The sequence below is a fragment of the Enterococcus sp. FDAARGOS_553 genome, from assembly GCF_003812305.1.
Lineage (GTDB): Bacteria > Bacillota > Bacilli > Lactobacillales > Enterococcaceae > Enterococcus_D > Enterococcus_D gallinarum.
Genome location: NZ_CP033740.1, coordinates 2,796,646 through 2,817,235 on the forward strand (window position 1 = coordinate 2,796,646; position 20,590 = coordinate 2,817,235).

Here is a 20,590-nt window from a genome sequence, read left to right on the forward strand (position 1 = left end):
CATTTAAACACTACCGCACAAAAAAAGCATCAACATGAGAGTTGACTCCCATGTCAATGCCTCGCTCAATTTCGATAAGTTAACGCTTTTTCAATTGTTCGATCGACTAAAATCGATTGCGCATCGACTACCGGATAAGGATTATTTTCCGTGAATTCTTCCATCAATGAAAGTTCGGTACAGCCTAGGACAGCTTTCTCACAACCAATTTTATGTGTTACTTCTTCTAAGATCTCAAAATAAAGATCTTGGTCTAATGTATCAGATTCTTTGATCCGATCATAAATCAATGTATTTACTTTTTGTTGTAATTGCGGCTCAGGCAAGTAGACATCAAAGCCACAAGCACGTAACTCGGCTTCATAAATCCCAGCCTTGATACTACCTTCTGTTCCTAAAAAGGCCACTTTCCCGGTAACACCTTCTTTTTGCAAAGATTTAGCAGCTTCCCGCGGCATGTGAAGTAGCGGAATCGGTGTGGCTTCTTGCAACTGATCAAAGAAATAATGCGCAGTATTACATGTCAGTACAATAAAATTTGGCTGTAATAAGTTCTGTTTAGCGATGTCATCAAGCAAATAAGGAACAGGATCTTCTAAATCGTTGTTCAAGATATACGCAGTGCGATCTGGCACTGTCGCATGATTGAATAACACATAGTTCAAATAATCTTGGTCTTTATGAGCAACGGTTCGACGGTTCAAGATTCGTACAAAACTTTCAGTCGCCATCGTTCCCATTCCACCTAAGATACTAAAGAAGTTTTCCATAGACTAGCCTTCTTTCGAATGGAAATGCAGTTTAAATCGTTTGTTGTAAAGATAGAACATTCTTTTTAGTAGAATCCAACGTTTGATGGAGAGATCTTTGTCATAAAAAACGGTAGTCCCCCAGCGATTTTCGGCTAGCAGCTTTTTAGCCCGTTCTTTTTCTTCATTTTCATTGGCATAATCCAAAAAGATGTTTTTCGGTACACCCAACCAAAGCTTCGCTGTTGGAGCATATGCTTTCCCATAAACAGTTTCTTGGAAAGGCACATCAAATACTAAGTCTTCTGTCAGAAATTTAGCAAGATTCAATCCACTTAATGTGATGAAAAAGCTACTTCTCCCCTGACGAAGATTGATTTCAAATAATTTGTATTGCCCATCTCGGCTATCATATTTCAAATCAAAATTGGCAAAGCCAACATATTGAATTTGTTTTAAGAACGTCGAAATCATTTGATAGATTTGTTGGTTTTCATCCGGCAGAATAACCACGTAATTGCCGACTGCTCCAGGAGTTGGATCTTCTAAAAGTGGATGACCCAATGCCATCACTCGTACATTATGGTCTTTGTCAACATAGGCATTCAGCACACGCATATTGCTGTCATCCCCTGGAATAAAATCTTGCACGATCATCTCGTAATTATAGCCAGCTTGATAAATCCGCTCAACAATCTTATCGAACTCGGCACGATCTTCAATAATAAAGGCTTTCTTCCGTCCTTCGAAATCAACAGATAACCAAGCGACACTATTTGCCGGTTTCAATGCCACGGGAAACTCAAATGGCAGTTCTTGAGTAAAGCGGCCATCCTCTAATAGATCTGGTGTCAAAATAAAAGTTTTTGGATAAGGTAAGCCAAACTCTTCACACACTTCATAGAAACTCACTTTATTGATCAATCGTTTCAACAAAGAATAATCATTCGCAATAAATGTGTAATATGACGCTAAATCTGCTTTATGTTTCGCTAACAATTCAGCATAACCATCCCCGCAAGGAATCAACAAATAAGTCATAGAGGGATCGTTATAAGTGGTTTTTGCCAAATCAATCAATGTATCTAAAAAACCAGGATCATGATCAAATCCTGCTACTTGATTGACCTTGACGATTTTGCTATAGCGGGTGGGGGCAAGCTGTGTCCCAGCATAAGCAATTGACTGGATGCCATATGCTTCGTGAAAGGCTCTTGCCATACCATAGACATTCATATCGCTTCCTAACAAAATAGGAACGAATTTTTCCGGATTCATAAAACCACTCTCTCTTTTGCATATATAAATTTAGATTTTTACCTATTTACTTTGTTACAACAGACCTATAATACCATAAAGAAAAAAGCAATCAAAGTATGTACCTCTGATTGCCTTCCTCTTCTTTGAACGGATAGAACTTATAGGTCGTTTATTCTGTTACGAATAGACATTTACCTATTGCTATTTTAACAAATAAACGGTGCATTACAAGAGTTATTTGAGAATTTGCAGAATTATTACAGTAAATATTAAATTTTGCTAAAATCCCCTTTATCTCCGCCTTTATCCTACCTCTCTCATAAGACTTTCTTGAGGTATTTTCCGGTATAGCTTTCAGGAACTGCTGCTATCTCTTCAGGTGTACCAGTTGCAAGGATCGTTCCTCCGCCCTCGCCGCCTTCTGGACCTAAATCAATCACATGATCTGCTGATTTGATCACATCAAGATTATGCTCGATCACTAGAACTGTATTCCCTGCATCAACAAAACGCTCCAAGACTTTCAATAAACGAGCAATATCATCCGTATGCAAACCAGTTGTAGGTTCATCTAATATATAGAAGCTTTTTCCATGAGAATTTTTGTGGAGTTCACTGGCAAGTTTCATTCGCTGTGCTTCCCCACCTGACAAAGTGGTTGCCGGTTGCCCCATCGTGACATACCCTAGACCTACATCAACGATCGTTTGTAATTTTCGATGGATCTTAGGAATATGTTTGAAGAATTCGACAGCATCTTCGACCGTCATCTCAAGGATCTCTGCTATATTCTTCCCTTTGTAATGCACTTCGAGGGTTTCTGAATTGTATCGTTTGCCGTGGCAAACCTCACAAGGAACATAGACATCCGGCAAGAAATGCATCTCGATCTTGATGATCCCATCTCCTTTACATGCCTCACAGCGACCGCCGCGGACATTAAAGCTGAAGCGACCTTTTTTATAACCGCGGACTTTGGCTTCATTGGTTTTTGCAAACAAATCACGAATGTCGTCAAAAACACTTGTATAAGTTGCCGGATTACTTCGAGGGGTTCGCCCGATGGGACTTTGGTCAATGTCGATTAGCTTTTCGATTGCTTCATATCCGGTTAGTTTCTTATATTTTCCCGGTTTGTTCGAATTGCGGTTGATTTTTTGTGCTAAAGCTTTTTTCAAAATTTCATTCACTAATGTTGATTTTCCCGAACCAGATACCCCAGTCACAGCAATAAACTTTCCAAGAGGGAAATCAACGCTGACATTTTTCAAGTTGTTCTCAGCTGCGCCAGTCAAGCGAATGGACTGTCCATTTCCTGCTCGACGTTCTGCCGGCGTTGGAATCTCCCGTTTTCCTGAAAGATATTGTCCAGTCAGTGAATGTTCATTAGCCGCAACTTCCTCTGGGGTCCCTGCTGCAACGATCTCGCCGCCAGCATGTCCAGCTCCCGGACCCACATCAATTAAATAATCAGCAGAACGCATGGTGTCTTCATCATGTTCGACCACAATCAATGTATTGCCAAGATCTCTCATCTTACGCAATGAATCCAATAAGCGGTCATTGTCTCTCTGATGAAGACCGATCGAAGGTTCATCCAAGATATAAAGCACACCAGAAAGATTGGAACCAATTTGTGTCGCTAAGCGAATACGTTGAGCTTCGCCCCCGGACAAAGTGCCAGAAGCCCGACTTAAAGTCAAATAATCCAATCCCACATTGCGCAAAAAGCTTAACCGGTCATCCACTTCTTTGACGATCGGTTTTGCGATCATCTTTTCTTGTTCAGAGAGCGTTAATTTTTCGACAAATGATAAGGCGTTGTTAATTGCCATCTCACTAAGTTCACCAATATGCTTGCCATTCACTTTGACGGATAATGCTTGCGGGTTTAGCCGGTAGCCATGACAGGTTTTACAGGTCAATTCTGTCATGTACAGACGCATTTGTTCCCGGGTGAAATCACTATTGGTTTCATGATAGCGACGTTTGATATTAGGAAGAATTCCTTCAAAGGGTACTTCAACGTCCCGTACACCGCCAAAATCATTTTCATAATGAAAATGGAACATTTCGCCATTGGAACCATTCAAAATAATTGCTTGGTGTTCTTCTGGCAATTCTTCAAAAGGCGTGTCCATGTCAATATTGAATTCCAAGCAAGCTTGTTCCAGCATTTGTGGATAATATTGTGAACTAATGGGATTCCAAGGAACGATTGCACCTTCACGCAACGTTTTGCTAGTATCAGGAATCACTAGATCAGTATCAACTTCTAATTTTACCCCTAATCCATCACAATCCGGACAAGCCCCAAAAGGTGCATTGAAAGAAAACAAACGTGGTTCTAACTCGCCTACTGTGAATCCGCAATAAGGACAGGAATAGTGTTCACTAAACAACATCTCTTCTTGACCAATCACATCTACTACAGCGTAGCCATCTGCCAAACGTAATGCGGCTTCAAAAGAATCAAACAATCGCGAACGAATGCCCTCTTTGACAACGATCCGGTCAATCACGATGGCGATGTCGTGTTTTTTATTTTTTTCCAGTTCAGGCGCTTCAGAAACATCATAGATTTCACCGTCTACTCGAATCCTCACATACCCTTCTCGTTGAATCATTTCAAAAACTTTTTTGTGCTGGCCTTTCTTTTGATAAACGATCGGTGCCAACAACTGGATCTTTGTCCGATCTGGCAATGCCAGTACTTCGTCGACCATTTGTTCCACTGATTGACTAGTGATCTCAATATGATCATTCGGGCAGATCGGGTGTCCAATACGGGCGTACAGCAAACGCAGATAGTCATTGATCTCGGTCACCGTACCGACCGTTGAGCGAGGATTCTTACTCGTCGTTTTCTGATCAATGGAGATCGCTGGACTCAGTCCATCGATACTATCCACATCTGGCTTATCCATTTGTCCTAGAAATTGTCGTGCATATGCAGACAAGCTTTCCACATACCGCCGCTGTCCTTCTGCATAAAGGGTATCAAACGCCAAAGAGCTCTTTCCTGAACCAGACAAACCGGTCACAACAACCAGTTTATCTCTAGGAATCGTCACATCAATGTTCTTTAAATTGTGTGCGCGAGCGCCATGGATTACGATTTTATCATTTGCCATTCTCTTGTCTCCTTTTACTCAGCTGCTTTCAATTCCAAGATCGTGTCTCGTAAAGTAGCTGCAGTTTCAAAGTCTAATGCTTTTGCGGCATCTTTCATTTCTTTTTCCAGTTTTAATAAGAGAGTTGCTTTCTCTTCACGAGTCATGTCTTCATACGAAGTGGTTGTATAATCGCCTGACTCTTCCGCAACTTTCGTAATAGCGATCAAATCGCGAATTTCCTTAATGATCGTTTTTGGTTCGATGCCATGCTCTTTATTATACGCCTCTTGGATACTGCGGCGGCGACTTGTTTCATCAATCGCTCGCTGCATAGAGTCAGTCATTTTATCCGCATACATGATCACTTTACCATCAGAATTCCGAGCAGCTCGACCAATTGTTTGGACCAAAGAACGCTCACTACGCAAGAATCCTTCTTTATCCGCATCTAAGATCGCTACGAGAGAAACTTCAGGAACGTCGATCCCTTCTCGAAGCAGATTGATCCCGACTAATACATCAAATTCACCAAGCCGCAAATCGCGAATGATCTCTGTCCGCTCAAGTGTCTTGACGTCACTGTGAAGATATTTGACTTTGATTCCTAACTCTTTAAAATAATCGGTCAGATCCTCTGCCATTTTTTTCGTCAATGTGGTAACAAAGACCCGTTGATCTTTTTCTACCCGCTCATTGATTTCTCCTACAAGATCATCAATTTGCCCCATGATCGGGCGAACCTCTACTACTGGATCCAATAACCCTGTTGGACGAATGATCTGTTGGATAACGGTATCCGTTTGTTCATGCTCGTAAGGTCCCGGCGTTGCTGAGACATAAACGATCTGATTCACATGTTCTTCAAATTCTTCTAAACGTAACGGCCGGTTATCTAACGCAGACGGTAAACGAAAGCCATAATCCACCAGCATTTGTTTGCGGGCACGGTCGCCGTTGTACATCCCACGAATCTGGGGCATCGTTACGTGAGACTCGTCAATCACGATCAGGAAATCATCAGGAAAGAAGTCCAGCAACGTGTAAGGTGGTTCGCCTTCTTTGCGCCCATCCATGTGTCGTGAATAGTTTTCGATCCCGGATGTGTAGCCCATTTCCCGCAACATTTCGATATCATAATTGGTGCGTTGCTCTAAACGTTGTGCTTCCAATAATTTGTTCTCACTTCGAAGAACAGCTAATCGATCTTCGAGTTCTTTTTGTATCGAAGCGATAGCATGTTCCATATGGTCTTCGTTGGTCACAAAGTGAGTAGCTGGGAAAATAGAAACGTGTTCTGTTTCCCCTAAAATCTCCCCAGTCAACGCATCCACTTCTCGAATTCGATCGATCTCATCGCCAAAAAACTCGATGCGTAATGCCCGCTCGTCCCGCGATGCCGGAAAAATTTCTACCACATCTCCTCGAACACGAAAGCGTCCCCGTTGGAAATCGATATCATTGCGTTCAAATTGTATGTCGATCATTTCTTTCAGTAGTTGATCCCGCGGTTTTTCCATTCCTACTCGTAAAGAAACCACTTGCTTAGCATATTCGATTGGTGAACCCAAACCAAAAATACAAGAGACTGAAGCAACCACGATCACATCGTTGCGTTCCAGTAATGAACTGGTCGCCGAGTGCCGCAGCTTGTCGATCTCATCATTGATACTTGAATCTTTCTCAATGTAAGTATCACTGGAAGGTACATATGCTTCTGGTTGATAATAGTCATAATAGCTGACAAAATATTCTACTGCATTATTAGGAAAGAATTCCTTGAACTCACCGTATAATTGACCCGCCAATGTTTTGTTGTGTGCGATAATCAGTGTTGGCTTATTGACCTCTTTGATCAAGTTTGAAACAGTATAGGTTTTCCCTGTTCCAGTTGCCCCCAACAAAATCTGCGCCTTCTTGCCCCCAACGACGCCATCGACCAATTGATGGATGGCTTCTGGCTGATCTCCTGCCGGCTGATATTTTGAGATTAATTCAAATTCATGGGAAGTCGTTCTTTCGATCATCTTCATTCCCCCTGTATTTATATTTGCGAAGCGTCCGTGAAACAAAAAGAAAGCTGACGCTTTTCCATAGAATAGTATACCATAGCGAACATACTTTCGCCATCTTTTGTACTTTTTATTCTGCTAGTTTAACTTTACTTAAGATGTCAGTTTTTCTAACACCCAATGTCAGAAATAGCGCTGTTTTTTGCAAATATTGACCGAAAGACTTGTGTGTTTTTACAAAAATACCTATAATCTAAAAATACGTTAAAATCAAAAGGGGGAATTTTCTTGAAAAGAAAATATATGTTTTGTGCACTGTTTTCAGTGATTTTCTGCTTTTTCGCTTTTGCGAACAAGCCAGTCAGTGCAGCAGAAACAACGTATAAAATCGGAACAGACCTGACATTTGCTCCTTTCGAATTTCAAAACGAAAAAAATGAGTATGTAGGGATCGACATTGATCTGTTAAATGCTATTGCTGAAGATCAAGGCTTTGCTGTTGATTTGCGCCCATTAGGCTTTGATTCCTCGTTACAGGGCGTCCAATCCAATCAACTTGATGGGATGATCGCTGGGATGAGTATTACAGACGAACGGAAAGAAACCTTTGATTTTTCAGATCCTTACTTCGACAGTGGGATTCAGATGGCTGTCGCAAAAGACAACCAAGATATCAAAACTTACGCTGATTTGAAAGATAAAACAGTTGGCGCTAAAGTTGGTACCGAGAGTGCTCGTTTTCTAGAAACCAATCAAAAAAAATATGGCTACTCTATCAAAAACTATGATGATGCTAGCGGGCTTTATGGTGCCGTTCGCAATGGAACAGTTGTGGCCATCTTTGATGACTATCCAGTCTTAGGTTATGCGATTAGTAATGGTGAAGCTATGAAACTTGTGGGTGAGCCTGAAAAAGGGGCATCTTACGGGTTCGCAGTCAAAAAAGGCCAAAATTCTGAATTACTGGCTAAATTCAACGCTGGTCTAAAAGAGTTGAAATCCAGTGATAAATACGACGAAATCATTGCTACTTATATTGCTTCATCAGAAAGCACTTCTGATGAAGCAAGTGAAATGGTTAAAGTTGAACCGAAAAAAGACGTCTATCGAATCTCAAGTGACTCTGCATTCGCACCTTTCGAGTTTCAAAATGAAGACAATGAATATGTCGGAATCGATGTTGATCTCTTAACTAGAGCGGCGGAAATGCAAGGATTCAACATTGAGTTTAATTTCATTGGTTTCTCAGGAGCGCTACAAGCGTTAGATGGGAATCAAGCGGATGGTATGATTGCTGGGATGAGTATCAATGATGAACGCAAAAAAGCGTATGACTTCTCAGACTCCTACTTTGAAAGTGGTATTCAAATTGCGGTCAAAGAAGGAAACGATAGTATCAAGTCTTATGAAGATTTAGAAGGAAAAACAGTTGGTGCTAAAGTTGGTACCGAGAGTGCAGACTTCTTGATTGAAAATGAAGACAAATACGGCTATACCATTAAGTATTATGACGCAGCTGATCAACTTTATGCTGCAGTCAGTGGCGGTCAGATCGACGCCATGATGGATGATTACCCAGTCATTGGCTACGCCATCAGTCAAGGACAAAAACTAAGTACGCCGATTGAGAAAGAAGTGGGCGGACAATATGGGTTTGCCGTCAAAAAAGGCCAAAATCCTGAATTGATCCAAATGTTCAATGAAGCGTTAAAAGAAATGAAACGAACTGGCGAATACGATGAAATCGTCGGCCGTTATATCAAAGACGGTTCGGCTACAGAAAAGAAAGCCGATGAATCAACAGTCGCTGGTTTAATCAAAAACAATTACAAAGTTTTGCTAAAAGGTTTATGGAATACCCTGCTGCTTGCATTGATCTCCTTTGCTTTAGCGTTGATCATTGGGATCATCTTGGGACTCTTCAGCGTGTCCCCAATCCGAGCTTTGCGTATCTTCGCAGGTATCTATGTCGATATTATTCGCGGGATACCAATGATGGTGTTAGCTTTCTTCATTTTCTTTGGCCTTTCGGATGCAATTGGGATTACAATCCCCGACTTTGCTGCAGGAGTCATCACTTTGACACTGAACGCTAGTGCGTATATCGCAGAGATCGTTCGCGGAGGGATCAAGGCTGTTCCTGTAGGCCAAATGGAAGCTTCCCGCAGTTTGGGATTGACCTATACCCGAACCATGCAAAAAATCATTTTGCCGCAAGCCATCAAGATCATGATCCCATCTTTCGTCAATCAATTCGTTATCTCGCTGAAAGATACGACAATCATTTCGGTTATTGGTGTTGTGGAGCTGCTGCAAACTGGTAAGATCATTGTCGCAAGAACCACACAAAGTACCTATGTTTATCTAATCGTTGCTGTCATGTATCTAATTGTTATCACAGCCTTAACAAAACTTGCTAAAGTTTTAGAAAAGAAGGTGAAATAAATGAAGGAAAAAATCTTAGTCGAAAATCTTGTAAAAAAATATGGGGATAACACTGTTTTAAATGATATCAATGTCTCGATCCAAGAAGGCGAAGTCGTTTGTGTTATCGGTCCTTCTGGCTCAGGAAAATCTACTTTCCTGCGTTGCTTGAACCGTTTAGAAGAACCTACTAGTGGTGATATCATTATCGATGGTGCTCATCTAATGGATAAAAACACCAATATCAATGCCGTCCGTCAACACATAGGCATGGTTTTTCAACATTTCAATCTGTTTCCTCATCTCTCTGTACTAGAGAATATTATCTTAGCACCGATGGATTTAAAAAAGATGTCTCGTAATGAAGCTGAATCAAAAGCCATTCAATTGCTGGACACAGTGGGTTTGGCTGACAAAAAAGACATGTATCCAGACAATCTATCTGGTGGTCAAAAACAACGGGTAGCCATCGCCCGTGCATTAGCTATGAATCCTGATGTTATGCTGTTTGATGAACCTACATCTGCGTTGGACCCTGAAATGGTCGGTGATGTTTTGAATGTTATGAAAAAATTGGCAAAACAAGGCATGACGATGGTTATCGTTACCCATGAGATGGGTTTTGCTAAAGAAGTAGCCAATCGCGTCATGTTTATCGATGGCGGAAATTTCCTAGAAGACGGCACACCAGAACAAATTTTCACTAGTCCGAAAAACGAACGGACCAAAGACTTTTTAGACAAAGTCTTGAATATCTAAACAAAATCCGCAGAAAACTTGGTCGTTTTCTGCGGATTTTGTTATTCATCTGACATTTTAGTTTCTCGTTGCTGCTTTTTGTACTGTGCTTCTAAAGCGATTCGTTTCTGCTTTTCACCAAAATAAACTTTTGTATCGATTGGATTGGCTTTGTTGAATCCCCCAGCACCAGTATCCATCATTTGCCCCCAGCCTTTCAGCGGATCTTTTCCTTGTTTCCTTAATTCAGCGTTCTTTTTACGCAATTCTTGTTTCTTCGCTTCTTTCTTTTGCTGCCGCTGCTCCTTTATTTCCTTAAAAAAACTCATCCCATACCCTCCTTTGATCAATAAAGAATTGTTCCAATGACTATTAATAACAAAACAACAACTGGATACATCAATTCTCTGATCCAGTGTTTTTCTTTCCAAGCAAGATACAGCAAACCGCCAATGATCAGCAATAAAATAGTCGGTTCAAACAATAAGCCAATCAAATTACTTGAATAGGTTCTGGTTGTTAGTTGATCACTCCCTGTGCTTAACCTAAAAGAACTGAAACGAAAAAGAATGAAACGACTGAAAACATAACAAGACAAAAACACCAATGAATACCCTTTTGCAAACCAACGGAATAGTTTGCTAAATGGAATTTTTTTCAACAATACTCATTCTCCTTCCGTGATTACATCTTGGACCATGATATCTGAGAGCTGCTGCAGCTGGACTCTCATGACAAGCGACCGATTCTCCGCTAACCATCGAGCTAATTCAGTGCAAGAGGCCGATACATGAACGGCACTTACTTTCACACCATTATCTTTGACATAATTTAGAATGTCGCCGAAATCATAGAAATTGATTTGATTGGTAAGATCATTGGTAAAATGGAGATTGTCAGGACTATCCCAGCCTAGATCCCCAAAAGTCGGATAATATTTTTCCAAAAAAACCAGTCCTTGCGTGACGCTTTCTGTTACTTGCCGATCATAATCATTTCCTGTTGTCTGACGAACCATTTCATCTGAATAACCAAAAATATTGCCTGAATGATAATCAATACTATAATGTTGAACAGACAAATCAGCCAGTTTTTCCCTTAGCTCACTAGGAATTTGAGGATTTTTTAAAGTAATAGAAATTTCAGCCTGCTTGTACTCGCCGAGTGAACGTAAATAGGCGAGAAAGGAGTCATAGGTCGAAACCGCATTGCCTGGCTCATATAGTGTTGCAGAGGGAGCAAATGCGGTCAGCGTATCGCTGGAAACAATTGTCTGAACTGCCTGATCAAAAATATAGCGATTTTCGACTGTGTACGCGACCGTCTTCTGATTTCCTAAACGAGAAATGACCGGATAAACGTCCTCTTTCCCCAAAAATGCAAGCAGAGATTGCCGATTGATAGGATCGTAATGGAGGTTTCGCTGTCCCATCTCATACCAATAGTAGCGGTACTTCTCTAACGTATCATTCTTAAGCGCATCTTCCGAATATGGAGCATTCATCGCCGAAGGAATCGATTGATAATCCTCGCGGTCATTTCCGGTTGCACGATAATAGGCTAATGGTAAAAAGTAGCATAAAACAAGCACTACCATCCCCCAAAACAACACGCTATAGATCATTTGGAGTACCATGCTTTTCTTTGTACGATCCACTGACTTTTGTAATCGCTGGTACTGTTTTTTATCCATGTGACCACCTGCTTTTCACTTGTTTTCTCGCTTGAAAAACACGAGATTTCACTGTACTTAACGTTAGATTTAATATTTCTGCTATTTCTTGATAGCTATAGCCGCGAATCGCCAATATCAAAGGATGCCTTAATTTGTTAGGCAATTGATTCACATGACGGAGCGCTTCTTCTTTTTCAAGACTATCTTGGTCTTCGATAGGAATCTCCTGCATCAAAGTATCGACTTCTTCCGCTACCAAAAGATACCGCTTACGACGGTAAAAATCATATAGTGTAAACTTAGCAATCGTAAAGAGCCACCTCTCAAAGTCATCTGGCTTTGTCTTTGGCAAAGCCAAAAAAACTTTAACAAATACATCTTGCGTTAAATCCTCTGCTTGATACTCATCCCCCACTCTTTTTTGAAAGTAGTGCTGAATTTTCTCGTAATAGATCTGATAAATCTCCTCCAACACTACCCCTCCTTACTTATATAGACGAGTGAACAACAAAAAAGTTGCAAAAAAATATTATAGTAAGAATAGTATATCACTGTTACTAACGTATTCAGAAGGTTCTTTCTACGTAACAAAACAAAAAAAGCTGTAAACCACGCTGAAATGTTTCGTGTGGCTTACAGCTTTTTAGAATGGATTTAAGCAAAGACGGTTGACCAGTTCTCCCGTTCGGCTAAAAACTCCCTTGCCAATTGTTGGGCGCCTTCTAAGGTATGGTTGGCTGCCCAGCCGCATTGGACTTCGTTACTAGCTGGAACTTCTGTCGCTTTCAACACATCTTCCATCGTTTTTTCTAACACAGTTAAAATTTCATCATAATCTTCATGATTTAAAACCGTTAGATAAAATCCTGTTTGACAGCCCATCGGAGACCAGTCAACAATGTAATCGGCATGATTACGAATCAATTCTGCGGTCAAGTGCTCTAATGAGTGGAGGCTAGCCATCTCCATATGTGCTTGATTCGGTTGTTTCAATCGAACATCATATTTGATAATCGTATCTTTTGTTCCTTGTTTTTTGTCAGCGACCCGTACATAAGGTGCCTTGACTTTCGTATGATCTAGATTAAAGCTTTCCACGTTCATTTTCATTCTTTTTCTCCTCTCGCTTCGACGAGCCAAACAAAAGCATTGATTTGTTTAAAGCGACTGGTAAAACCATTGGCTCGAAAATAGGTTTCAATATCTGGTATCAATGGGTAGTATTCTCGTTGCAGATCCGCTGCTAATCGTAAGTGATTGGCTTTGATTGCCTGTCTTAGGATGCTTTCTTTATGCTCAGGGGATAAAAACATCGTATCCCCTATAATGACTTTTCCGCCTTCAGAAAGCAGCGCTTTATATCTTTTAATCACTCGCTGTTTCTCTGTTTCATTCAAGTGATGAAAGACATAACTAGAAACGATCGTATCGATTGGAAAATTGATCTGTGGAAATTGTTCCATATCTCCATCAATAAAAGTTACCTGTGACAACTCCGGCTTTGCCTCAGCTACTTGACGCATCGCAGCCGATGGCTCGATCGCGAACACTGTTTTCTTTCTTCGAATCAACTCCAACGTCAAATTTCCCGTACCACTACCAAATTCTATCACAGAATCTCCTGCTTTTTCAGCAATATTTGCTAACAATTCTGGATAATGAAGAAAAACCTCCCGATATTCTTCATCCTTCCCTTTGACGGTCTCGTCATATTGCTTGGCCCACTCAGAAAAAATCGGAATGAATTCACGCCCCATCTTCCAGCACCCTTTCTAATCCTTGCTTTAAGTCCGTCCATAAATCGGCAGCGTCTTCAATACCAATAGACAAACGGATCAAGCCATCTTTGATTCCCGCTTTTTCTCTGATTGAAGGTGGAATTGAAGCATGCGTCATGACCGCAGGAACTTCAACTAAACTTTCAACGCCACCTAAGCTTTCAGCTAGTGTAAAAATAGTTAGCGATTCAACAAACGCAGCTACTCGGTTTTCGGCTTTTAATTCAAATGAAATCATCCCGCTAAAACCAGACATTTGTTTTTTGGCGATCTCATGTCCTTTATGGCTTGATAACCCCGGATAATAAACTCTGGCTACAGCTGCATGTTCTTGAAGCAATGTGGCGATTTTTAGTGCATTGGCTTGATGGGCTTCCATCCTCAAAGCCAATGTTTTGATGCTCCGCTGAACTAGCCAGCTGTCATGAGGCCCTAACACACCACCTATAGCATTTTGCAGAAAACCAATTTGCTCAGCTAGTTCCGCTTGATTGGTTACGACCAACCCAGCAACGACATCACTATGGCCCCCCAGATATTTCGTTGCACTATGAATGACAATATCGGCACCTAATGCCAGTGGACGCTGAAAATAAGGTGTCGCAAATGTGTTATCAACGATGGTCAAGAGATCCTTTTTCTTAGCAATCGTGGCAACTTGTTGAATATCTGTGATTTTCAACAAAGGATTAGTAGGCGTCTCCAGAAAGATTCCTCTTGTTTCTGGCCGAATCGCTGCGGCAATCCGCTGAATCGCTTGGGGATCATCAGTCTTGACCAATGTATACGTCAATCCATTCTTTTTGAAGATTTTCTGAAGCAGTCGAAAGGTGCCTCCATAGACATCATCTCCCAACAAAATATGGTCTCCGGACTGAAATAAAGAAAAAATAGTATGGGTTGCTGCTAAACCTGAAGCAAAAGCAAACCCACGTATGCCTTCTTCCAGTTCAGCAATCAGTTCTTCTAATGCAAACCGTGTAGGATTGCCTGAACGAGAGTACTCATATTGTTTTGGCTGTCCCACAGCTACTTGCTTGTAGGTAGACGTTTGATAGATAGGTACACTGACAGCCCCCGTTTCTTGATCTTGACTGATCCCAGCATGAATCAATTTTGTGCGAAATTCCATGTTTATGCCTCCTCTAGTTGACCATAAATATTTTTTGACAAGTAGCGATCTCCACTGTCAGGAAAGATAGTGACGATCGTGCTTCCCTTTGGCAGTCGCTTGCTTTCTCGGATAGCGGCTGCAAATGCTGCACCGCTGGAACTGCCTACCAATAGACCATGACGGGCTGCCAGCAACCGGGTATAATAAAATCCCTCTGGATCACTGATAGTCTCAATGCTGTCTGGCATAAGACTCTTAAAAAAGATCGGCCTCTCTTCAACGCCTATCCCCTCGATCGCATGTTCATGAGCAGGCCCGCCATTCAAGATCGATCCTTCTGGTTCCACAGCAATCAAACGTATAGTAGAATCTATCGACTTTAAATACGAGCCTGTCCCGGCGAAAGTCCCGCCACTCCCCACTCCTGCTACAAAACTGTCAATTCTCTCAGGAATTTCTTGAACGATTTCCGGACCTAGTGTTCGATAATAGGCAGCCGGATTTTGTTCATTTTCAAACTGTAGCGGCAAAAAAGAGTTTGGCAATTGATCAGCAAGAAATTTGGCTTTCCTGATTGCCCCTTGCATGCCTTCTTGACTAGGCGAGTGAATGATTCGTGCTCCTAAGGCTTTAATTAGTTGTTGTTTTTCTTGACTGAATGTTTCTGGAATCACAAAAAGCATGTCTAATCCATATGCCAAACCGGCTAAAGCTAAGCCGATCCCAGTATTGCCAGCGGTGGGTTCAATCACGGTTGTGTCTTTCGTTATTCTTCCAGCAGCAACTGCTTCCGAGATCAAATAACTGCCTAATCGGTCTTTGATACTACCTCCAGGGTTTAAGTATTCTAATTTCGCATAGATCCGGCTTTGGCTTTCTCCTCCGTAGTCAGTGGCTAAAAACTGAAAAATCGGTGTCTTACCAATTAATTCTTTGATATCTGATACGATCATGGGCAACCTTCTTTTCAATGAAATTTTTGTTGTCAGTCCGCTAAAATGCTGCAGCAAATCAGAGGCACTGCGTTTTACAATTGGTCATTCCTAGGTGATCACCTGCTTAAAAAGGCATGATCTGTCTTTGTTTACAGATCTTTGCAAGGTAAATCAAGGCAAACAAAAAGAGGCACTGACTATTCAATCAGTACCTCTTAGAGAATGACTCTAGGACTCTTTCCCAACGAAAGAGACTCTTAGAGTGATTTATCCAGATGAGGGAACGATTAATAGGCATGACAAATCAGTATGCTGCTTTTTAGCACCATACAACAACAACATACCAATGCCAAGTTGTTGTTTGTCATGTCTACGTCCCCTCCTTTTTAAGCTTGTAAACAAAATAGCATGGGAAAAAATAGAAGTCAATCTTTTTTTCTTTGTGAAAAATTTTTGGTGACATATGCATCGACAGCCTGAAATGCATTTGCTACCTCTTCTGCTGTGATCTTAAAGGGCATTCGATGGATCGTTTCATTAGGGATAGTGGCTTGAATACCGATTGCTAGTAATTCCTGATCGCTAAGTGAGTCCATCTGCATTTCTGCTAACGTTGTTGGTAACCCCAGAGCTTGATATAAAACAATATAACGTTCCAACTCGTTTGTATCTTGTTCCAACAGCAATTGCATCAACGTCGTATAGGCAATTTTTTCTCCGTGAGAAAGTTGGTGGAACTTCCCAGTAGCGGCTGTCAACCCATTATGGATCGCATGAGCTGCTGCTAGTCCTCCACTTTCAAATCCTAGTCCGCTCAAAAGTGTATTCGCCTCCACTACTTGATCGAAAGCGGCTGTTACCTGTTGCTGCTGATTGGCCTTATAGGCAGCGACCCCATTGGCAAACAGCACTGCTTCACATTTCTCAGCAATTGCCATAGCTGCTAAAGTCGGCCGTCCTCCTACAAGATTCTGAGCGCCGCTTTTAGCTACTGCTCTGGCTTCAACATACGTCGCCAATCCATCGGCGATGCCGAAAGTTAATAATTTTGCAGGGGCCTTGGCTAACAGAGTTGTATCAACCAAGACCAGTTCTGGATTCTTCGGATAATAACTATACTGTTCAAATTTCCCTTCTTTCGAATAAAGAACCGAGATGGAGGAGGTAGGGGCATCTGTTGAGGCAACTGTTGGTACGACAGCAACCGCTCGCTTCAAATGATGGGCCACTGCTTTACCGGTATCGATCACCTTTCCGCCACCAAGAGCAACAACTGCTGCCGCTTCTGCTCTTTCTGCTTCTTTTGCAATACGTCTGATTTCTGCATTGGAGGATTCACCGCTGAAATTTGCTAAGGTTACTTCGATTCCTAGATGGGCTAAATCGCTTGCCAGTTCTTCGCCAGCAATCCTCCAAACAAATGGATCGGTTATTAGTAATAATTTATCTCCTAATGAGCTAATATAGTGCAAGCCTTTTTTTAATACGTTTTCTCCTTGAATGTAGCGCTGCGGACTAACAAATATTTTTTCCATGAACTCTCCTACTTTCAGTTTTTTATACCAATTCCCGACATTGTTAAAATTTTCACAAACGCTAGTAAAAGCGCAGCCTGAAAAAGTGGTTTTCTTCAGGCTCCGCTTTTTATTTTTTCTTACCACCAAAGGCATCTTTCATTTTATCAAAAAATCCTTCAGGTTGTTGCTCATTGGTTACATGGCCGCTTGCTTTTGCATAAGCCCGTAACGCTTCTTTTTGTTCTTCATTCAAATTCTTTGGTGTGATCAACTTAACTTTGACTTGTTGGTCACCATTGCCATTGCCACGTAATTTTGGTGCACCTTTGCCTCTTAGACGGAAATTCGTGCCCGTCTGGGTACCAGCAGGAATCTTCAATTTGACATTTCCGTGAACAGTCGGAACATTGACCTCGTCACCTAAAGCTGCTTGAACAAAGTTCAATGGTAATTCGTAATAAATTTCGGATCCATCACGATCGAAGATATCACTTTCCTCAACACGGAAAACGACATACAGGTCTCCATAAGGTCCGCCATTGCTGCCAGCTTCTCCTTGACCGGATAGGCGCATTTGTTGACCATCTTCCACGCCAGCGGGTACATTGACTTTGACGCTATGTTTTTTCTTTTCGTGTCCTGTGCCATGACAAGTCATACAAGGTTCTTTGATTTCTTTCCCTGTACCGTGACATACATCACAGGTTTGACGGCTCATGACACGACCAAGAGGTGTTTGACGTTCCACATTGATCGTACCTGAGCCATGACATTTATGACAGGTTTCAGGTTGTGTTCCTGGTTTTGCGCCATTACCGCCACAAGTATGACAGGTTTCTTCGCGGTTATACTGAATATTTTTTTCCACACCAAAAATCGCTTCTTCGAAAGAAAGATCCACAGCATATTGCAAATCAGCTCCTTGTCGCGGAGCATTTGGATTTGCCGTTCTGCCACCGCCGCCAAAGAATGATTCAAAGATGTCTTCAAATCCACCAAAGCCGCCACCGGAGAATCCCCCGCCGTTAAAGCCGCCAAAGCCGCCGCCATAACCACCACCGTAGTTCGGATCAGTTCCCGCGTGACCATATTGATCGTAAGCAGCTCGTTTTTGAGGATCGCTCAGTATTTCATATGCTTCAGAAATTTCTTTGAATTTTGCTTCTGCATCAGGTTCTTTATTGATGTCTGGATGATACTTTTTGGAAAGCTTCCGATATGCTTTTTTTATTTCGTCATCCGAAGCCCCTTTTTGTAGACCTAAGACCTCATAATAATCTCTTTTGTCTGCCATTGGCTTCCCTCCACTATTTTCTTGCGTCCCTCGTATTTTAGCATATAATTTGCTTCAGAAAAATACGTTTCAGAAATTCATAAGAAAAAGCCAAAGTGGTGACTTTGGCTTTTTCACAAACAGCGATTATTTATCGTCGCCGTCTACTTCTTCAAAATCGGCGTCTACCACATCGTCTGCGCCGCCTTGTGCAGCTTCTGGATTTTCTTGTGCTTGTTGTTGTGCAGCTTGCTCATACAACTTCACTGTCAAGTTTTGTACGATTTCATTCAATGCATCGCGTTTTGTTTTCATTTCTTCGATATTGTTTGCATCGACAGCAGATTTCAACTCATCACGAGCTTCTTCCGCTTTCTTCACTTCATCGGCATCTACCTTGCCTTCAAGCTCTTTCAATGTTTTGTCAACAGTGAATAGTAATGCGTCGACATCATTACGCAAATCAACTTCTTCTTTACGTTGTTTGTCTGCTTCCGCATTTGCTTCCGCATCTTTAACCATCCGTTCAATTTCTTCATCGGTTAGACCTGAAGAAGATTTGATCGTGATTTTTTGTTCTTTTTGAGTTCCTAAATCTTTTGCAGATACATTTACGATACCATTTTTATCAATATCAAATGTTACTTCGATTTGTGGAATTCCTCGAGGTGCTGGTGGAATTTCCGTTAATTGGAATCTTCCTAATGTCTTGTTGTCAGCAGCCATTGGACGTTCGCCTTGTAGGACATGGATGTCTACAGCAGGTTGATTGTCTGCAGCTGTTGAGAAGACTTGTGATTTGCTTGTTGGGATCGTCGTATTGCGATCGATCAACTTCGTAAAGACGCCGCCCATTGTTTCGATACCCAATGATAATGGTGTGACATCAAGTAAAACGACATCTTTCACATCACCAGTGATCACGCCACCTTGAATCGCAGCACCCATTGCTACAACTTCATCTGGGTTCACTGATTTGTTTGGTTCTTTATTGGTTTCTTTGCGAACTGCTTCGACGACTGCAGGAATCCGAGTTGATCCACCGACTAAGATCACTTCATCGATTTCAGATTGTGAAAGACCAGCATCTTTTAGCGCTTGACGTACAGGAACTTTTGTCCGTTCGACTAAATCAGCGGTTAATTCATCAAATTTTGCCCGTGTCAATGTCATTTCTAAGTGCAATGGACCAGCATCGCCAGCTGTAATAAATGGCAAGCTGATTTGTGTACTTGTCACACCTGAAAGGTCTTTTTTCGCTTTTTCAGCAGCATCTTTCAGACGTTGCAATGCCATTTTGTCTTTACCTAAATCAATGCCATTTTCTTTTTTGAATTCTGCAACCATGTGATCGATAATCTTGTTATCAAAGTCATCTCCACCTAAATTGTTGTCCCCAGCAGTAGACAACACATCGAATACGCCATCCCCTAATTCAAGGATCGATACGTCAAATGTACCCCCACCAAGGTCGAAGACTAGGATTTTTTCGTCTTTGTCTGTTTTGTCTAATCCATAAGCTAAAGCTGCTGCTGTTGGTTCGTTGACGATTCGTTCTACTTCTAATCCGGCAATTTTACCAGCATCTTTTGTTGCTTGACGTTGTGCATCATTGAAGTAAGCAGGAACAGTGATAACTGCTTTGTCTACTTTTTCTCCTAGATAATCTTCAGCAAATCCTTTGATATATTGTAGGACCATTGCAGAGATTTCTTGAGGAGTGTATGATTTCCCTTCAACTTCTACTTTATAGCCAGCTTCACCCATATGACGTTTGATTGATGAAATCGTGTTAGGGTTCGTAACTGCTTGACGTTTAGCAACTTCCCCTACTTGGATCTCGCCGTTTTTAAATGAAACAACAGATGGTGTTGTACGATTTCCTTCTGGATTGGTGATGATTTTTGCTTCGCCGCCTTCTAGGACAGCAACAGCTGAATTAGTTGTACCTAAGTCAATACCGATAATTTTACTCATAAGTAATACGCTCCTTTTCATTCAT

17 protein-coding genes are annotated in these 20,590 nt (G+C 41.5%); 2 read left to right on the forward strand and 15 right to left on the reverse strand.

Annotation, left to right across the window (positions count from 1 at the left end):
* Positions 1-65: 65 nt before the first annotated feature.
* From EGX73_RS13860 to uvrB, 4 genes are all read right to left on the reverse strand, one after another.
* The gene (locus EGX73_RS13860; protein WP_021149805.1) at positions 66-770 is read right to left on the reverse strand and encodes an amino acid racemase; all 705 of its coding nucleotides are present in this window, start codon (positions 768-770) and stop codon (positions 66-68) included.
* A gap of 3 nt (positions 771-773) precedes the next feature.
* Entirely contained in the window at positions 774-2,027 is a 1,254-nt protein-coding gene (locus tag EGX73_RS13865; protein ID WP_117474667.1) for a carboxylate--amine ligase, read from the reverse strand.
* Between the two features lie 299 nt (positions 2,028-2,326).
* Complete coding sequence (gene uvrA, locus EGX73_RS13870) at positions 2,327-5,143, reverse strand: excinuclease ABC subunit UvrA (protein ID WP_003126412.1); 2,817 nt, start codon at positions 5,141-5,143, stop codon at positions 2,327-2,329.
* A 14-nt stretch (positions 5,144-5,157) separates the two neighbouring features.
* Positions 5,158-7,149 carry an excinuclease ABC subunit UvrB gene (gene uvrB / locus EGX73_RS13875; RefSeq protein WP_005471338.1) on the reverse strand — a complete coding sequence of 664 codons (1,992 nt, stop codon included), beginning with the start codon at positions 7,147-7,149 and terminating at the stop codon, positions 5,158-5,160.
* A 273-nt stretch (positions 7,150-7,422) separates the two neighbouring features.
* On the opposite strand from uvrB, the gene EGX73_RS13880 reads away from it, so the two are divergent.
* Together EGX73_RS13880 and EGX73_RS13885 are read left to right on the forward strand one after the other, a co-directional pair.
* On the forward strand, positions 7,423-9,579 hold the full coding sequence (locus tag EGX73_RS13880; protein WP_123867017.1) for an amino acid ABC transporter substrate-binding protein/permease: 2,157 nt from the start codon (positions 7,423-7,425) through the stop codon (positions 9,577-9,579).
* On the forward strand, positions 9,580-10,317 hold the full coding sequence (locus tag EGX73_RS13885) for an amino acid ABC transporter ATP-binding protein (RefSeq protein WP_003126409.1): 738 nt from the start codon (positions 9,580-9,582) through the stop codon (positions 10,315-10,317).
* A 41-nt stretch (positions 10,318-10,358) separates the two neighbouring features.
* Here the strand turns inward: EGX73_RS13885 and EGX73_RS13890 are convergent, their stop codons facing one another.
* The 11 genes from EGX73_RS13890 to dnaK form a co-directional block, all read right to left on the reverse strand.
* Positions 10,359-10,625 (reverse strand): hypothetical protein, encoded by a 267-nt coding sequence (locus EGX73_RS13890; protein WP_003126408.1) that lies wholly within the window; start codon positions 10,623-10,625, stop codon positions 10,359-10,361.
* Positions 10,626-10,642: 17 nt separating this feature from the next.
* Positions 10,643-10,960, reverse strand: coding sequence for a hypothetical protein (locus tag EGX73_RS13895; protein ID WP_003126407.1), 318 nt, complete (start codon positions 10,958-10,960; stop codon positions 10,643-10,645).
* A gap of 3 nt (positions 10,961-10,963) precedes the next feature.
* Positions 10,964-11,989 carry a hypothetical protein gene (locus EGX73_RS13900; RefSeq protein WP_003126406.1) on the reverse strand — a complete coding sequence of 342 codons (1,026 nt, stop codon included), beginning with the start codon at positions 11,987-11,989 and terminating at the stop codon, positions 10,964-10,966.
* Positions 11,982-12,446 carry an RNA polymerase sigma factor gene (locus tag EGX73_RS13905; protein WP_003126405.1) on the reverse strand — a complete coding sequence of 155 codons (465 nt, stop codon included), beginning with the start codon at positions 12,444-12,446 and terminating at the stop codon, positions 11,982-11,984. Before EGX73_RS13905 ends, EGX73_RS13900 begins: the two co-directional genes overlap by 8 nt.
* 179 nt (positions 12,447-12,625) lie before the next feature.
* A complete protein-coding gene (locus tag EGX73_RS13910; protein WP_003126404.1) occupies positions 12,626-13,081 on the reverse strand; it encodes an S-ribosylhomocysteine lyase in 456 nt (151 codons plus the stop codon).
* Positions 13,078-13,728 carry a class I SAM-dependent methyltransferase gene (locus EGX73_RS13915; protein WP_003126403.1) on the reverse strand — a complete coding sequence of 217 codons (651 nt, stop codon included), beginning with the start codon at positions 13,726-13,728 and terminating at the stop codon, positions 13,078-13,080. The genes EGX73_RS13910 and EGX73_RS13915 overlap by 4 nt, the downstream gene beginning before the upstream one ends.
* Positions 13,718-14,881 (reverse strand): cystathionine gamma-synthase, encoded by a 1,164-nt coding sequence (locus EGX73_RS13920; RefSeq protein ID WP_029486761.1) that lies wholly within the window; start codon positions 14,879-14,881, stop codon positions 13,718-13,720. Before EGX73_RS13920 ends, EGX73_RS13915 begins: the two co-directional genes overlap by 11 nt.
* Before the next feature lie 2 nt (positions 14,882-14,883).
* Positions 14,884-15,816 carry a PLP-dependent cysteine synthase family protein gene (locus tag EGX73_RS13925; RefSeq protein ID WP_021149819.1) on the reverse strand — a complete coding sequence of 311 codons (933 nt, stop codon included), beginning with the start codon at positions 15,814-15,816 and terminating at the stop codon, positions 14,884-14,886.
* A gap of 407 nt (positions 15,817-16,223) precedes the next feature.
* Positions 16,224-17,333, reverse strand: a complete 1,110-nt coding sequence (locus EGX73_RS13930) for a glycerol dehydrogenase (protein WP_029486760.1) — start codon at positions 17,331-17,333, stop codon at positions 16,224-16,226.
* A 109-nt stretch (positions 17,334-17,442) separates the two neighbouring features.
* A complete protein-coding gene (dnaJ, locus tag EGX73_RS13935; RefSeq protein WP_003126398.1) occupies positions 17,443-18,609 on the reverse strand; it encodes a molecular chaperone DnaJ in 1,167 nt (388 codons plus the stop codon).
* A gap of 126 nt (positions 18,610-18,735) precedes the next feature.
* A complete protein-coding gene (gene dnaK / locus EGX73_RS13940; RefSeq protein ID WP_029486759.1) occupies positions 18,736-20,565 on the reverse strand; it encodes a molecular chaperone DnaK in 1,830 nt (609 codons plus the stop codon).
* Positions 20,566-20,590 lie beyond the last annotated feature (25 nt).

What these genes read in the sequence shown, in the direction of transcription:
- EGX73_RS13860 (WP_021149805.1), bottom strand. Translation starts at nt 770, where the DNA reads ATGGAAAACTTCTTTAGTATCTTAGGTGGAATGGGAACGATGGCGACT.
- EGX73_RS13865 (WP_117474667.1), bottom strand. Translation starts at nt 2,027, where the DNA reads ATGAATCCGGAAAAATTCGTTCCTATTTTGTTAGGAAGCGATATGAAT.
- uvrA (WP_003126412.1), bottom strand. Translation starts at nt 5,143, where the DNA reads ATGGCAAATGATAAAATCGTAATCCATGGCGCTCGCGCACACAATTTA.
- uvrB (WP_005471338.1), bottom strand. Translation starts at nt 7,149, where the DNA reads ATGATCGAAAGAACGACTTCCCATGAATTTGAATTAATCTCAAAATAT.
- EGX73_RS13885 (WP_003126409.1), top strand. Translation starts at nt 9,580, where the DNA reads ATGAAGGAAAAAATCTTAGTCGAAAATCTTGTAAAAAAATATGGGGAT.
- EGX73_RS13890 (WP_003126408.1), bottom strand. Translation starts at nt 10,625, where the DNA reads ATGAGTTTTTTTAAGGAAATAAAGGAGCAGCGGCAGCAAAAGAAAGAA.
- EGX73_RS13900 (WP_003126406.1), bottom strand. Translation starts at nt 11,989, where the DNA reads ATGGATAAAAAACAGTACCAGCGATTACAAAAGTCAGTGGATCGTACA.
- EGX73_RS13910 (WP_003126404.1), bottom strand. Translation starts at nt 13,081, where the DNA reads ATGAAAATGAACGTGGAAAGCTTTAATCTAGATCATACGAAAGTCAAG.
- EGX73_RS13915 (WP_003126403.1), bottom strand. Translation starts at nt 13,728, where the DNA reads ATGGGGCGTGAATTCATTCCGATTTTTTCTGAGTGGGCCAAGCAATAT.
- EGX73_RS13920 (WP_029486761.1), bottom strand. Translation starts at nt 14,881, where the DNA reads ATGGAATTTCGCACAAAATTGATTCATGCTGGGATCAGTCAAGATCAA.
- EGX73_RS13925 (WP_021149819.1), bottom strand. Translation starts at nt 15,816, where the DNA reads ATGATCGTATCAGATATCAAAGAATTAATTGGTAAGACACCGATTTTT.
- EGX73_RS13930 (WP_029486760.1), bottom strand. Translation starts at nt 17,333, where the DNA reads ATGGAAAAAATATTTGTTAGTCCGCAGCGCTACATTCAAGGAGAAAAC.
- dnaJ (WP_003126398.1), bottom strand. Translation starts at nt 18,609, where the DNA reads ATGGCAGACAAAAGAGATTATTATGAGGTCTTAGGTCTACAAAAAGGG.
- dnaK (WP_029486759.1), bottom strand. Translation starts at nt 20,565, where the DNA reads ATGAGTAAAATTATCGGTATTGACTTAGGTACAACTAATTCAGCTGTT.